The sequence below is a fragment of the Acinetobacter sp. ANC 5054 genome (assembly GCF_002135295.1).
Classification (GTDB): Bacteria; Pseudomonadota; Gammaproteobacteria; order Pseudomonadales; family Moraxellaceae; genus Acinetobacter.
Map to the genome: position 1 here is coordinate 79,962 of NZ_NEGG01000005.1, position 14,961 is coordinate 94,922.

The 14,961-nt window shown below is 41.7% G+C and carries 10 protein-coding genes; 5 read left to right on the top strand and 5 right to left on the bottom strand.

The window, feature by feature from the left end; genetic code table 11:
* Positions 1-137: 137 nt before the first annotated feature.
* The 3 genes from B9T33_RS06725 to dxs form a co-directional block, all read right to left on the bottom strand.
* Positions 138-1,970 (bottom strand): DEAD/DEAH box helicase, encoded by a 1,833-nt coding sequence (locus B9T33_RS06725; protein WP_086178172.1) that lies wholly within the window; start codon positions 1,968-1,970, stop codon positions 138-140.
* Positions 1,971-2,492: 522 nt separating this feature from the next.
* On the bottom strand, positions 2,493-3,323 hold the full coding sequence (locus B9T33_RS06730; RefSeq protein ID WP_086178173.1) for an inositol monophosphatase family protein: 831 nt from the start codon (positions 3,321-3,323) through the stop codon (positions 2,493-2,495).
* A gap of 112 nt (positions 3,324-3,435) precedes the next feature.
* Positions 3,436-5,346: a 1-deoxy-D-xylulose-5-phosphate synthase gene (gene dxs, locus B9T33_RS06735; protein WP_086178174.1), complete on the bottom strand. Its 1,911-nt coding sequence runs from the start codon at positions 5,344-5,346 to the stop codon at positions 3,436-3,438.
* A 311-nt stretch (positions 5,347-5,657) separates the two neighbouring features.
* Here dxs and ribA point away from each other — a divergent pair, with 311 nt between their 5' ends.
* Positions 5,658-6,260, top strand: coding sequence for a GTP cyclohydrolase II (gene ribA, locus B9T33_RS06740; RefSeq protein ID WP_086178175.1), 603 nt, complete (start codon positions 5,658-5,660; stop codon positions 6,258-6,260).
* A gap of 94 nt (positions 6,261-6,354) precedes the next feature.
* Here the strand turns inward: ribA and hemN are convergent, their stop codons facing one another.
* Positions 6,355-7,728, bottom strand: coding sequence for an oxygen-independent coproporphyrinogen III oxidase (gene hemN / locus B9T33_RS06745; RefSeq protein WP_086178309.1), 1,374 nt, complete (start codon positions 7,726-7,728; stop codon positions 6,355-6,357).
* A 247-nt stretch (positions 7,729-7,975) separates the two neighbouring features.
* Here hemN and hemF point away from each other — a divergent pair, with 247 nt between their 5' ends.
* From hemF to aroE, 3 genes are all read left to right on the top strand, one after another.
* Positions 7,976-8,917, top strand: a complete 942-nt coding sequence (gene hemF, locus B9T33_RS06750; protein ID WP_086178176.1) for an oxygen-dependent coproporphyrinogen oxidase — start codon at positions 7,976-7,978, stop codon at positions 8,915-8,917.
* Between the two features lie 165 nt (positions 8,918-9,082).
* Positions 9,083-9,358, top strand: coding sequence for a hypothetical protein (locus B9T33_RS06755; RefSeq protein ID WP_228145793.1), 276 nt, complete (start codon positions 9,083-9,085; stop codon positions 9,356-9,358).
* Positions 9,359-9,503: 145 nt separating this feature from the next.
* Positions 9,504-10,292 carry a shikimate dehydrogenase gene (gene aroE, locus B9T33_RS06760; protein ID WP_086178178.1) on the top strand — a complete coding sequence of 263 codons (789 nt, stop codon included), beginning with the start codon at positions 9,504-9,506 and terminating at the stop codon, positions 10,290-10,292.
* 78 nt (positions 10,293-10,370) lie between these two features.
* On the opposite strand, the gene B9T33_RS06765 is transcribed toward aroE, so the two are convergent.
* On the bottom strand, positions 10,371-12,881 hold the full coding sequence (locus B9T33_RS06765) for a hypothetical protein (protein ID WP_086178179.1): 2,511 nt from the start codon (positions 12,879-12,881) through the stop codon (positions 10,371-10,373).
* Positions 12,882-13,112: 231 nt separating this feature from the next.
* On the opposite strand from B9T33_RS06765, the gene B9T33_RS06770 reads away from it, so the two are divergent.
* Positions 13,113-14,936 (top strand): acyl-CoA dehydrogenase C-terminal domain-containing protein, encoded by a 1,824-nt coding sequence (locus B9T33_RS06770; RefSeq protein WP_086178180.1) that lies wholly within the window; start codon positions 13,113-13,115, stop codon positions 14,934-14,936.
* Positions 14,937-14,961 lie beyond the last annotated feature (25 nt).

Below are 14,961 nucleotides of genomic sequence, written 5' to 3' on the forward strand. Positions count from 1 at the left end.
AAATCATTATTCATAATTATCATTAAACATATAAAGTATGATCAAGTATACATTTTTTTATTTAAAAAGCTAATTTAATTCCATAAAAAAAACCGGTGTTTCCACCGGTTTTTTTCGATATTTCTTTCGAAATTCAATTAGTCATTGAATTTACGACGTGGACGGTCTTCACCGAAAGTGCGCTCGCCACGTGGCTTATCATCACCAAAACGTTTTGGACGATCATCACCGAAACGTTTTGGACGATCTTCGCCGCTAAATGAACGTTGTGGACGGTCGCCATTAAATTCACGACGTGGACGATCTTCACTAAATGAACGCTTAGGACGATCACCAAAACCATTTTCACGTGGTTTGTAATCTACACGGTTGCCACGGTTGTCATCGTTAGAACGAGGACGATCACCGAAACCACCTTCGCGACGTGGACGATCTTCAAAACCGCCTTCACGACGTGGACGATCGTTGTTAAATTCGCGACGTGGACGATCTTCAAAACCGCCTTCACGACGTGGACGATCGTTGTTAAATTCGCGACGTGGACGATCTTCAAAACCGCCTTCACGACGTGGACGATCGTTGTTGTATTCGCGACGTGGACGATCTTCAAAACCGCCTTCACGACGTGGACGATCTTCGCCACCGAATGAACGACGTTCGCCATCACGGTTGCCTTCACGACGTTTGAAGTTTGATTCGCCTTCAAAACGACGACCGCCACCGAAACCACCGCGACCACCGCGACCACCGTCACGACCACGACCGCCATCACGACGACCATCACGGCTACCACGTGCAGGAGGTGGAGATGGCTCAAGACCTTCAATTTCAGATACATTTAAACGTGCATCTAAGAAGTCTTCTAAAGCACGGATTTTACCGCGTTCACGGTAAGTCGCTAAAGTGATTGCGTTACCTGTACGACCCGCACGACCTGTACGACCGATACGGTGTACATAGTCTTCGTTCTTCATTGGAAGACCGAAGTTAATTACGTGAGAGATTGTTGGTACGTCAAGACCACGTGCTGCAACGTCAGTTGCAACTAAGATTTTTGCGCGACCTTCACGGATGCTGCGTAAACGACGGTTACGTACAGTTTGTGGCATTGCACCGTGAAGTGCTACAACTGAAAGACCTGCTTCAGCTAGCTCTTCAGCCAACATATCTGTGTCTTCTTGAGTTGAAGCGAATACCACAGCTTGGTCTACGTCTTCAGCGTTCAACCAGTGTGTTAATAATTTTTTCTTGTGCTCGAAACCATCAGTCCAGTGAAGTGTCTGAGTGATATCAGTGTTTGTAGAGTGACCAGTTTCAATTGCAATACGTACTGGATCATTCATCATACGTTCTGCAAGCGTAATAATACGGCCAGCAAATGTTGCAGAGAACATCAATGTTTGTTTACGGTTAGCCGCTAAATCACTGATTGCTTCAAGGTCTTCAGAGAAACCTAGGTCAAGCATACGGTCAGCTTCGTCGACGATTAATGCATCAACGTTGTCTAATTTAATTTGACGACGGTTAACAAGGTCAAGTAAACGACCTGGAGTCGCAACGACAACTTGTGCACCTTTAAGCTGTTGGATTTGTTTACCGAAAGGCATACCACCCATGATTGCTGCAATACGTACACCTTTCATGTGACGAACTAAAGCAATTGCGTCTTGGCTAACTTGTTGAGCCAATTCACGAGTTGGGCAAAGTACAAGAATAGACGGTGCAGTAACCGCTTTCATGCGCTCTTTGAAAGACAACAAAGTGTCTTGACCAGCCAAAGCATTCACAGTTGGGAGTAAGAATGCAGCTGTTTTACCAGAACCAGTTTGGCTTGATACAAGAAGATCTTTACCTTCAAGTGCCGCTGGAATTGATTGTTCTTGTACTGGAGTTGGTGTAGTAAAACCTAGACCTTGTAATGCCAGTTGTAACGACTCATGTAAAGGAAAATCAGCAAAAGTTTTGCTCATAGAGTATTTCACCCCGAATGTGGGTGCTCCATTAAAAATATAAATTCAGATGAACATCGGCAAAAAGCGGCACAGCAATAAACGCTGAAAATATAGAATCAGCGGCGATCCGAGAACGACGATGCGTATAACGCACACATGATAACAGCCGCAACCTGAAAGAATCGCTTAGCGATTGGGTGGGGCGCGAAATATCGTCCTCTCTTTGGACCGGAACGCGCATACACAATGATAGAAGAGAATGTTCAGGTAATGAACGAAATTTAGTGCGTGGGCGGATTATAGCAGAATATTTTGAAAAGTCATCTATTTTAGTTGGTTTGTCACAAATAATTCATAAAACGCCTATTTATAAGGTGTTGGCGTCCATTTTATTTCGTAGAAATCCTATTTAATACTATTTTAGCAACCCTTTACAGCTCTCACTTTAAAATACTTTGACCGTAATCTAGACAAAAATAAAGCCCCCTTAAAGAGAGCTTTATTTAATTATTCTGTCAATAAACTCGAATCAGCGTTCTATTATTTAGCTGCGTCAGCCCAAGCTGGAACTACAGCTTGCATTAAAGGCTTAAGCATTTTCATAGAACATGCAAGTACTTGACCATTATCCATAGAGTCGTTACCACCACGAGCATCAACCACAGTACCGCCCGCTTCTTTCACAATTAACTCACCCGCAGCGATGTCCCATGGTTTCAAACCAAGTTCGAAATAACCATCAAAACGTCCAGCAGCAACATAAGCAAGGTCAAGTGCAGCAGAACCTGTACGACGGTATTGTGCGCCAGCTTCAGTCACATTTAACAATGAGTCAAAATGATTTTTTGCAAAAGAAACCACTTCACCATTACGTATTTTACGGTATGCATGACCCACTGAAAGGAATGTATTTTCCAAGCTGTCTTTTACATTTACACGAATACGGCGTTGGTTCATCATCGCGCCACGACCACGACTTGCAGAGAACAACTCATCTTTCACCGGGTCATAAATAACACCGTGTTGAGTTACACCTTTATGTTGAACTGCGATAGAGATACAGAAATGCGGTACACCGTTAACGAAGTTAAGCGTGCCATCAAGTGGGTCAATGATCCAACACCAATCAGCGTCGTGACCTTTACCTTCTTGTAGACCAAACTCTTCACCAAGGAAGCTGTGATTTTTATAGCTTTTACGTAGGGTATCGATAGTCAATTGTTCCAAGTAACGATCAACACGCGTTACAGGACCATCAATTCCTTTTTCTTCGACTTGTAGATCGAGTTTATGACGATTTTGATGCGCTTTTAAAAGCTCTTGACCAACTAATTGAGCCGCACGCGCAGCCATAACCACCATAGGTTCCATTGAACACCCACTACAAATTTGAAGATACTGATAAAGAATAATGCATAAAAGCCCTTATATCTTATCAAATATAAGGGCTTTTAGGGAAAAAATGTTTCTAAAAATTAGAATATCAGCAAACGACTGTTTGTGTGGATTTTAACCAGACCTGTTCAATCGATGCTGTAATGCCCGCTGCATCCAATCCTGCTTGTTGTAGCATTTGAGCATGTGATGCTTGGTGCATGAAATCATCCGCCAATCCAAGATTGAGGATTGGTTTCACAATAGCTGCCTGTGCTAAGTATTCATTGACTGCACTACCTGCACCTGCCATCACCGCATGTTCTTCAACAGTCACAAATAACTGCGTTGAATCAGCAATTTGATCAATCAACTGTGTATCAAGCGGTTTCACGAAGCGCATATTCAGAACGCGAACAGCCACATCGAGTTTTTCAGCGATGGCTTGACCTGCTTCTAGCGCAGCTTGAACGCGACTGCCAAAAGCCAAAATCGAAATGGTCGATTCTTGCGAACCATTGAAAGTTGCGAGAATTTCACCACGACCGATTTCAAGTTCGGTCAGCGCTTGTTGAATTTCAACACCTACGCCATTTCCACGTGGATAACGTACCGCAGCGGGGCCTTTATACAAATACGCTGTATGCAACATTTGACGGCACTCATTTTCATCTTTTGGTGCCATGATGACTATATTTGGGACTGTACGCATAAAGGCATAATCATACGCCCCTGCATGTGTTGGGCCGTCTTCACCGACTAAACCAGCACGGTCAATGCCAAAGGTCACATCTAAATTTTGCAATGCCACATCATGAATTAATTGATCATAACCACGTTGCAAGAAAGTAGAATAAATTGCGACTACAGGTTTTACCCCTTCACACGCCATACCCGCAGCAAGCGTGACGGCATGTTGTTCAGCAATAGCAACATCAAAGAAACGTTCAGGATATTGCTTGGCGAATTTCACCATACCTGAGCCTTCACACATTGCAGGTGTAATCGCCAACAAACGATCATCTTGTGCCGCTTCGTCACATAACCACTGACCAAACACATCTGAATATTTAGGTGCTGTTGCTGTCGCAGTAGGTGCATTCAACTTGCCAATCGCATGGTATTTAATTTGGTCTGCTTCAGCAGGTTCAAAGCCTTTGCCTTTTTTTGTATAGACATGTACTAAACGTGGGCCTTTACGCTTTTTCAAAGCCTCGAACACATGGCTCAGCTGTGTTACATCATGACCATCAAAAGGACCAAAATAATCAAAACCAATGGCTTTAAATAAGTTATCTGCTGCATCGGTCGCAGCACAATGTAGGCGTGAGTTATAAGTCCATTCTGGATGTGGCTGCACAAATGCTTCGCCATCTTCAGAAATATTCACCGACTGACCACTTTCCCAAATGGCAGCGAGGTGTTTGGCAAAACCACCGGTACTGCATGAGATCGACATATCATTGTCGTTTAACACCACCATAAGGTCAGCATCATGCGCTACAGCATCATTCATGGCTTCAAACGCCATACCTGCCGTCATAGCGCCATCACCGACAATCGCCACCACATGGCATGGGTCTTGTTTAAAGCGGCGTGCCAAAGACATACCAAGACCAGCTGAAATTGCAGTCGATGAATGTCCGACACCAAAGGTATCAAATTCTGATTCTTCGCGTGCTGGGAATGCGGCTAAGCCATCTTTAGCACGAATCGTCACAAGTTGCTCACGACGACCTGTTAAGGCTTTATGTGGATAAGCTTGATGCCCCACATCCCAAATTAAGCGATCATTCGGCGTGTCAAAACAATAATGCAGCGCGACCGTCAGCTCAATTACCCCGAGATTGGCACCAAAATGCCCACCACTTTGTCCAGCTGCATACAAAATGAACTGACGTAACTCATCCGCCACTTGCTCTAATTGGCTGCGCTCGAGTAAACGAAGTTGTTGTGGATGGTTAATTGTATCCAGCAACGGTGTTACAGGGCGTTGAGATGGTATTTCTTTATACAGCATAATGTGGCAAAGCCTTCTAAAGCCTGGCAAATTCCTAAGCTCGGTCTAAATGGGTAATTCGATCATATTGTCGAATTGTATCACCTTACAATCAGCCAAACTTGTAGCGATGTAATTTTTAGCAATGATCTCGCAGGGGAGATTTTGAATGAGTCAGATTATCCTGAATAATCTTCCTATTTATCAACTATTATCGTTCGCTTTATACAAAAAAGAAAATGTTCTGCATAAAATCATCGTTGCAATTCTACCAATGTCCTAGCATTACGCTATACTTTAGCCAATTTATAATCGAATAAACGGGTTAAGCAGTGCCTATAGAATTTGTCGCAACGTCAAGATTACCGACCGCTTTTGGTGAATTCAATATTACCGTTTTTCAGGATCCTGAAACTGGTGAAGAACATGTTGCCCTCTCTAAAGGATTAGAGGAAGCACCAACAGAACCTGTATTGGTGCGTATCCATTCTGAGTGCCTCACAGGCGATGCCTTCGCTTCGCTTAAATGTGATTGTGGTCCACAACTTCAAGCGACACAAAAACTGATTAATGAAGCAGGACAAGGCGTAATTTTATATTTACGACAAGAAGGTCGTGGTATTGGTCTCACCAATAAAATTCGTGCCTATGCCTTACAAGATCAAGGTCACGATACAGTCGATGCTAACCTGATGTTAAATCTACCTGCTGATGCACGTCGATATGACATGTGTCCCATCATGCTGAACCATCTACACATTAAAGAAGTCCGTTTAATTACCAATAACCCTTTAAAAATTGCAGCACTGCAAGAACAAGGTGTAAATGTGGTTGATCGCGTACCGCTCACCGTAGGTTTAAATCCCTTTAATGAACAATATTTAAAAACCAAACATGATCGTATGTCGCATATGTATCAAAAGGATGATTTTTAAAAGTCCTTTTAATTCTCTATAAATTAATCCCTCCAAACCTCCCTTTCCAAAAGGGAGGCTTTCCCCTCTTTATTAAAGAGGGGTTAGGGGAGATTCAAATCGTCATCGAAAAAATACGATTTTCAGGTACACGACGTTTTAATCGTAAATCAAAGGCCATGCAGATATTACGCACAAACGGTTTGCCCTTTTCAGTGATCTGGATCTGCTGCCCATCAATCTTCAAAAGTTGATCTTCCTGCATTTCTTGCAACTGAGCTAAGACTTCTTCAATTTCAGGAAATGCCATTTCTGCACTGTCCCAAGAGGTACTAAAAGTACACATCAAATTCAGAATATGTTTACGAATAATTAAATCTTCAGAACTCAAGACATGCCCACGATAGACAGGAATTTCATTTGCATCTAAGCGTGCATAGTAGTCTTCAATTTTCTTTTCATTTTGCGCAAAACTGTACCAGCTGTCACTAATAGATGATAAGCCCAGACCGATCATCACCTGAGTTTTCGATGCGGTATACCCCATAAAATTACGATGCAGACTCCCCTCTGCAAAGGCTTTTGCCATTTCATCTGACGGCAAGGCAAAATGGTCCATCCCTATTTCATGATAGCCATGTGCAAGCAGTTGCTTCTTACCTTCTTCATAGCATTGACGTTTTAAATCATCTTTCGGCACATCGGCATCTTTAAAACCACGTTGCCCATTGCCTTTAATCCACGGCACATGCGCATAACTATAAAAAGCCAAACGATCTGGCATTAAGCGATTCGTTTGATCAATGGTATGTAGCACATCTTTTAAATCTTGAAATGGCAGACCAAACACCAAGTCATGTGAAATTGAGGTATAGCCAATGTCCCGTGCCCATTGGGTCACTTGCTCGACATGTTCAAAAGGTTGAATGCGGTGAATGGCTTTTTGCACATTTTCATTATAATCCTGTACCCCATAACTCACACGACGAAAGCCCAAATCATACAAGGATTGTAAATGTTCGCGCGTGGTGTTGTTGGGATGGCCTTCGAAACTAAATTCATGCTGATCTGCAACTGTTGCGTGAGCCAAAATCCCTTGAATCAATTGGGTTAAATGTTCAGGGGAGAAAAATGTCGGTGTTCCCCCGCCCAAATGAATTTCTTTAATCATTGGTTTTTCTACCAATAATTGGCAATACAAGTCCCATTCTTTTAATACAGCTTGAATGTAAGGCAGTTCCATTTCATGCTTTTTGGTCACCTTTTTATGGCAACCGCAAAAAGTACATAAGCTTTCACAAAATGGCAGATGAATATAGAGACTAATACCTTCGCTTTGATTCGACTCATCAAAAGATCGTTTAAGCCCCTGCTTCCATTGCGCCAATGAAAATTCCGCTTCTTCCCAATAAGGTACCGTTGGGTAACTGGTATAGCGTGGGCCGGGTACATTATATTTTTGAATTAAGGAACTCGCCTGTAAGGACATAGATGCACCATTTCGATCAATCAATGAGATTCAATTTGAATCTCCCTGCGAATATTGTGCTGAGCTTCTGCTTTGAATTCAACCAAGCAACTTAGTCGGAAATGCCCCCCTTCTTTTTATCCTTATAAGTTCCGATTCAAACATAGAGTCCCAATATCGATGTGAAGTATCAGGAAATTCCCCTTAAGTTTTAAGCCAAATTATGCTTTGATGATACTTATCTTTGAGTCTTGCCATAAAGGTCACCATGCAGAATCCAACTTCAGCAGATATACAACGTGTAGATGATTTCCTTCGAGATTTACAGGCCCGTATTTGTGCCGCATTGGAACAACAAGAACGCGCAGGTGGCGGTGAGGCTGAATTTATCATTGATGATTGGGAGCGTCCTGAAGGTGGCGGTGGACGTTCACGTGTACTGCAAAATGGCAGCGTGATCGAAAAAGGTGGTGTAATGTTCTCGCACATCAATATTTCTAAACTGCCTGCATCCGCAACTGAGCGCCACCCCGCCATTGCCGGTGCAAAAGCGCAAGCCATGGGTGTTTCATTGGTGATTCATCCCAAAAATCCTAACGTACCAACCTCACATGCCAATGTTCGTTTATTTGTCGCTGAAAAAGAAGGTCAAGACCCAATTTGGTGGTTTGGCGGCGGTTTTGATTTAACACCCTATTATCCAAACGATGAAGATGTTTTGTCATGGCATCAAACAGCACATGACCTCTGTGCGCCATTTGGTGACAACATCTACCAAGAACATAAAAAATGGTGTGATGACTATTTCTATTTAAAACATCGTGATGAACAACGCGGCGTTGGCGGTTTATTTTTTGATGATCTTAATCAATGGGACTTTGAAACGTGCTTCCAATATATGCAAGCGGTTGGAAATGGTTATTTAGAAGCCATTTTGCCGATTTTCCAAAAAAACCAAGATAAAGCCTATACAGAAGCACAGCGTGACTTCCAACTTTACCGTCGTGGACGCTATGTTGAATACAATTTAGTTTATGACCGAGGCACATTGTTTGGTTTACAAACAGGTGGTCGTATTGAGTCAATTTTAGTGAGCATGCCTCCCTTAGCAGGCTGGTCTTATCGTCCTGAATGGGAAGAAAATTCTGCTGAGAAAAAGCTCACAGACTTTTATTTAAAACCACAAGACTGGTTAAATCAGTTGAAATAACACAAAAAAGCCTCTGACTTCAGAGGCTTTTTAAATTCAGTGATTTACTGCTCACTTTGTAACGACCTGAGCATAAAAAATACCTTTTATAGTCATTTACTTTGTAATGATAATCATCAACAATGACACAAGTTTCACACAGCTTAGCCCTACATAGTGACGCTGATGACGTTTACACTAGTCGCTGATTTTTTAATTGGACGGAGTATCGCTCGTATGCCAACTCAACTTACTCAAAAACCAAATGCATTTAGCTACGCTGCTCTGGTATTTTGGAGTTTTGCTGTTGTATTGGTAAGTGCAATCAGTACCAATATTTTTTCTGAAACATCACTGAACGATAATTTAGCCATTGGCTTTATGGTTTTTGCACTCATTGGACTGGTATTCAGTGCTGCAATCATTTTGATTAAAAGCGTTTTAGAAATTTGTAATCCCTAAGATCATGCGCTTGTACATCCATTAATTAGCTGTAACCTATTCGCAAATTCCCTTGCAATATTCAGCTTTTCTAAGCTGCCCGAACTTTAGTTCAAGAATTTGGCGTATATTGTCTGCTCTAATTCACTCCGACATGGACGCTACAATGAGCAAACAATTTGCCGTGATTGGTAACCCAATTGAACAATCACGTTCCCCTGAACTGCATCATGCCTTTGCTCAAAAAACTGGCCTCGACATTCAGTACAGCAAACGACTTGCTCCTCTTGATGGTTTTAAAGATAGCGTAGAACGCTTTTTTGCCGAAGGTGGTATCGGCATGAATGTCACTGTGCCATTTAAAGAACAAGCTTTTGCACAATGTGCGGTACTGACTGAACGTGCCAAAATTGCAGGTGCCGTAAACACACTATGGATGCAAGATGGTCAATTACATGGTGACAATACTGATGGTCAAGGCTTGGTGAATGCCATTCATGCCTTGGACTGGTCGCTTGAAAATACGGATATTTTAATTATTGGTGCAGGTGGTGCAACTCGTGGTGTTATTTATCCATTGGTTCAGGCGGGTGTGAAAAAAATTGTGATCGCGAACCGCACGCTTGCACGTGCTGAACAATTGGTTGTTGATTTAAAAGCTGCTGTGCCCAATGCTGAACTGCAAGCAATTGCGTTAAATGATTTAAATGGCGATTTTGATTTAGTCATTAATGCGACCTCTGCTAGCTTAAGCGGTGAGGCACTGGTTTTGCCAGAAAATCTGCAATTTAAGCATGCTTATGAAATGGCGTATGGCAAACCGTCAACATTCTTAGATCAAGCCAAAGCCCGTCATGTACCCACATCAGAAGGATTTGGCATGTTAGTCGGTCAGGCAATTGAATCATTTTCGATTTGGAATGGTGTCAAACCTGAACTAAAAGATTTTCTCTAACGGTTCACTCCTTTCAAAGACAAAAAAGAACCTCCATTGAGGTTCTTTTTTATTCTTAGATTCAAAAAACTTCTAAGATTACTTCATTTGTTTTTGCACAACTTTATAAGCTTCATAATAAGCCGACTGACTGAAAAGATCTTCATGTGCAACCGTTAAGCCATTAACCGATGCTTCAGATAACTGACCTTTGGTGTCATCAACAAACGCTTTGGCATAGACTTTAGCTGCTTTCGCCAATTCTGCTTTTTCAGCACCCTCCAAGTCATACATCGCTAAATATTTTTGCTGATAAAGCTGAGCAAAGATCGCTTGCTTAGTTTTATAAGTTTTCAGCAACTGATTAAACTCGTGCTTTTCCTTCGCTTCGCGAATGCCCTCTTGCATATACGCACGTACTGTTGAACCCAGATCATCAAAATCTTCATAGGTGTTTAACACATGCTTTTCACGCAACTGATTTAAGCGCTTCAAAGCATTACCTTTTGGCTTATCTAAATCCTCAAGGAATTGATATGCATACACTTCTGAAATTTCATTTAATGCAGCTGCTGAATAATATTTCACATATTCTGGGCGATAAGCAGCAAATGCCACTGCAAAAGCCGCTTGATAGGCTTTCACTTCAGAATGATGACGTGCATAACTTTGTGCTGCAACGGTACTTAAATACTCAGGTAATTCAATAGAATCTTGATGATTTACATCATCGGCTGATGCCGTTTCAGCTTCCTCAGCATATGGGTCTTGACCTGTAATTGGAGAAAGTAAGCCTTTCACCATATTTTCAAACAGTGAATCTTTACTGACTTCTTCAATCGATTTTGCTTGTTTCAATGCTTGACGATCAATTGGCGTCGCATTGCCATAATTGAAAATCTGGTTAGTACTTTTGAGGTTCACTTTCCCGATACGTAGGTCAGAAAAAGCTAGGTTGTAATCCATATTTTGAACGCGACCTTTTTGATCCAAGCCAACATCCGCCACGAAACTTGCAGTTGTGGTTTTGGTTGACTTCATCGCTTGGGCAATTTCAGCTTGATGTTGTTGCCACAACTGTTTGAATTGTTGTGCAGTGATGAGTTGCTGTGTGCGATAAGGCTTAAACACGGGTTTTAATTGATCAATCGCAGTGGAAGAAAGACTCTCTTCTTCACTTGCATCAGCCACTTCACTTGCATGCTCATGCTGCTCTGCGTTATTAGAAATTACACGTACATCTCGATAATCTCGACAGAGTGTAACTTTACCAATCGGCACATTTTTGGCTGTTTGTAATGCTAAACATTGTTCTTCAGACACGCTTTGCTTTGCTGTTTCTTCGTCGTCAGCATATTCACTTGCCTCTGCATATTCTTCATACTCAGAGCCACCTGACGCTGTAGCATCCGCTGCATAACCTGCATCATATGCTTCATCTGCCTCCTCTACTTCTTCAGTTTCGGCATCAGCATGCTCATGGTACATCAAGCTATGCATTTTACTATTTACAACGCCATAGACACGCTCTACAGAGGCATATGCAGTATCAATTTCTTCTTCATCTGAATCTACTTCCTCCGCCGCAGCAGTTGCCGCTGCGGTTGCAGCTTCAGCCGTAGCATATGCTTCTGCAGCTGCATAGGCTTCTGCAGCAGCTACATTAGCTTCTTGTTCAGCGTCTACTTCAGATTCAACAAACTTCTGACCTTTAATTTGCTCGGTATAATAAATTTCATTGATATAATCATATAATTCTAGCTGCGTATGCAGGGTTTCTACATCACCAACGAAACGAATTTTTTTGGTAATACCCGCATCTTTTTCTGCATGACTCAATGCGACATTTTGAACTTGATTTGGCTCCGCCAGTTCATATGGCAAAGCATTCATTTCTTTGAGTAAGACTGCAAATTTCTTTAAATCAATCTTCTCTAAACTATCTTTATGTTTGGAAAAATCGACATACGCAAAACTGCCTTGGCTTTCACGATTGACCATAAATGGCATGAACGCAAAGTAGTTGGTATAAAATTTCTTTTCATTAAAATCAACCACCATCGGTAGCTGAGCTTGAACCTGTAACGTTGGTTTTTGATAATTCAGCTGTAAAGTTAATGCCGCGATTTTTTGGCGGAAATGCACCGAACTGGTATAGCTAAATTGCAAGTCATTCAAAAGATTTTGCAAAGACGAAGCGATTTTCGATTTAGTCGAACTGCCATTACTATGGCCATAATCAGAATATAATGTTGGCGTATTTTCCTCTGCCAAAGCTTGATAAAGCTGCTTTTTCTCTTTCTGACTAAATGGAATATTCTGTGCTTTAATGAGTTGATCCAACTGCTTTTTTAATTGCGGATCAAGTTCAGCTTTCTTCTCTGGCAATGCTGCAGGCTTAGCTGTTGGCTGTTCCGATTCAAATTGAATATCCGTTTGAATTGAAAATTGACCTTTCATGTCATAGCTTGAATTTTCAAACATCGCATTGAGACCCTGTGTGGCTTGTTGCCCCAAGGTCTGATCTGACTGATTGGTTTTAATGACATGTTGAGCACACCCACTAATGCTCAAACCCAGTAAACAAAGTGTTATATATTTTAAACGCATAATATTCGCTGAAAACCTAAGTTCTTTATGATTTATTAAAAGAAAAAATTGATCAAAAGATCAACTTTAAGTCTATCAGAACATTACTTTTCACTTGTTGGTTTAATATTACAATTCGCCTTTCTGACATTTTTTTAAGGCGTATTTATCAATGTTTTTTAGCCAAAACTATGAATAATCAAATCATCAATACAGATAATCCAAAAAAATTTCGAAATTAGGATTAAGACTATGCCTGCATACAAAGCGCCTTTACACGATATTCGTTTCTTAATGAATGAAGTGCTCGATTACCCTGCACACTACCAAACACTTTCTAATGGTGAAGCTGCAGATGCAGACACTGTTGACATGATTTTGGAAGGTGCAGCTGACTTTTGTGAAAATATTCTTTCACCGCTTAATCAATCTGGCGACGAAGAAGGCTGTCATTTTGAAAATGGCGAAGTAAAAACGCCAAAAGGTTTTAAAGAAGCATACGACCAATTCGTTCAAGGTGGCTGGCAAGGTCTGTCGTTCCCTGAAGAATTTGGCGGTCAAAACTTGCCACAATCATTAAACCTAATCAAATCCGAAATGATGGGTACAGCAAACTGGTCATTCCAAATGTATCCAGGCCTCAGCGTAGGTTGTATCAACACCATCATGCAGTTTGGTTCAGATGAACAGAAAAACCAATATTTGCCAAACCTTGTATCAGGTACATGGTCAGGCACGATGTGCTTAACTGAACCTCAATGTGGTACCGACTTAGGTCAGGTAAAATCTAAAGCAGAGCCTCAAGCCGATGGTAGCTATGCGATTTCTGGTACAAAAATCTTCATCTCTGCGGGTGAACACGATTTAACAGATAACATCGTACACATTGTTCTTGCACGCCTTCCAGATGCACCTGCCGGCACCAAAGGCATTTCATTGTTCATCGTTCCTAAATTCCTTGTGAATGCAGACGGTTCAATCGGCGAACGTAACCCTGTCAGCTGTGGTTCAATCGAACACAAAATGGGGATCCGTGCATCTGCAACGGCGGTATTAAACTTTGACAATGCCATTGGTTACCTTATTGGTGAAAAGCATAAAGGCTTACATGCAATGTTCACATTCATGAACACTGCACGTATCGGTACAGCGATCCAAGGGATTGCACATGCTGAATTGGCATTCCAAGGCGCGCTACCATACGCAAAAGAACGTATGTCTATGCGTGCACTATCAGGTAAAAAGGATCCTGAAAAAGTTGCAGATGCAATTATTCACCATGCAGATGTCCGTCGTATGTTATTGACGCAAAAAGCCATCGCTGAAGGCGGTCGTTCAATGATTTACTACGCTGCACAAATTGCCGACAAAATGGCAGATGCGTTAACGCGTGGTGATACAGCAGCGTTTGAAGCGCATGACGATCATTTAGGTTTCTACACCCCTATTTTGAAAGGTTTCTTAACTGAATTGGGTTATGAAGCCGCAAACCACGGTATGCAAGTTTACGGCGGCCACGGTTATATTAAAGAATGGGGTATGGAACAAATCGTACGTGACTCACGTATTTCTACCCTGTACGAAGGTACAACCGGCGTTCAAGCATTGGACTTGATTGGTCGTAAAGTATTACTGACTTCTAAAGGCAAAGTGATTCGTGACTACACTGCTGAAATCTTAAAATTCTGCGGTCAACATGCACGTAACAAATACATGCGTCGTTTTGCATGGGATTTAACTAAGCTTTGTGCACAGTGGAACGCATTAACCGTTCGTATCATGCTTGCTGCACGTAAAGACCGTGACATCGTATCTTCTGCTTCAGTTGATTTCTTGATGTTCTCTGGCTATGTGATGATGGCGTATTTCTGGGCTCAACAAGCTGCGGTTGCTTCTGAGAAATTAGCAGAAGGCAATGGTGCTGAAATTCCTGAATTCTATAAAGCGAAAATCAAAGTGGCTGATTTCTACTTTGAACGTATGCTTCCTCGCTCACAAGGTCATGCTGAAGCAATGGTTAATCCATCGAAAACCATGACTTCATTGGCTGCTGAACATTTTAGCTTTGACTACTAAGTAAAGAAATTAAGTGCCTCATCCT

Bases quoted from the DNA above. Each gene is read 5' to 3' on its own strand.
- hemF (WP_086178176.1), top strand. From the start codon at position 7,976: ATGCAGAATCCAACTTCAGCAGATATACAACGTGTAGATGATTTCCTT.
- B9T33_RS06725 (WP_086178172.1), bottom strand. From the start codon at position 1,970: ATGAGCAAAACTTTTGCTGATTTTCCTTTACATGAGTCGTTACAACTG.
- B9T33_RS06765 (WP_086178179.1), bottom strand. From the start codon at position 12,881: ATGCGTTTAAAATATATAACACTTTGTTTACTGGGTTTGAGCATTAGT.
- hemN (WP_086178309.1), bottom strand. From the start codon at position 7,728: ATGTCCTTACAGGCGAGTTCCTTAATTCAAAAATATAATGTACCCGGC.
- B9T33_RS06730 (WP_086178173.1), bottom strand. From the start codon at position 3,323: ATGGAACCTATGGTGGTTATGGCTGCGCGTGCGGCTCAATTAGTTGGT.
- B9T33_RS06770 (WP_086178180.1), top strand. From the start codon at position 13,113: ATGCCTGCATACAAAGCGCCTTTACACGATATTCGTTTCTTAATGAAT.
- aroE (WP_086178178.1), top strand. From the start codon at position 9,504: ATGAGCAAACAATTTGCCGTGATTGGTAACCCAATTGAACAATCACGT.
- dxs (WP_086178174.1), bottom strand. From the start codon at position 5,346: ATGCTGTATAAAGAAATACCATCTCAACGCCCTGTAACACCGTTGCTG.
- B9T33_RS06755 (WP_228145793.1), top strand. From the start codon at position 9,083: ATGACGTTTACACTAGTCGCTGATTTTTTAATTGGACGGAGTATCGCT.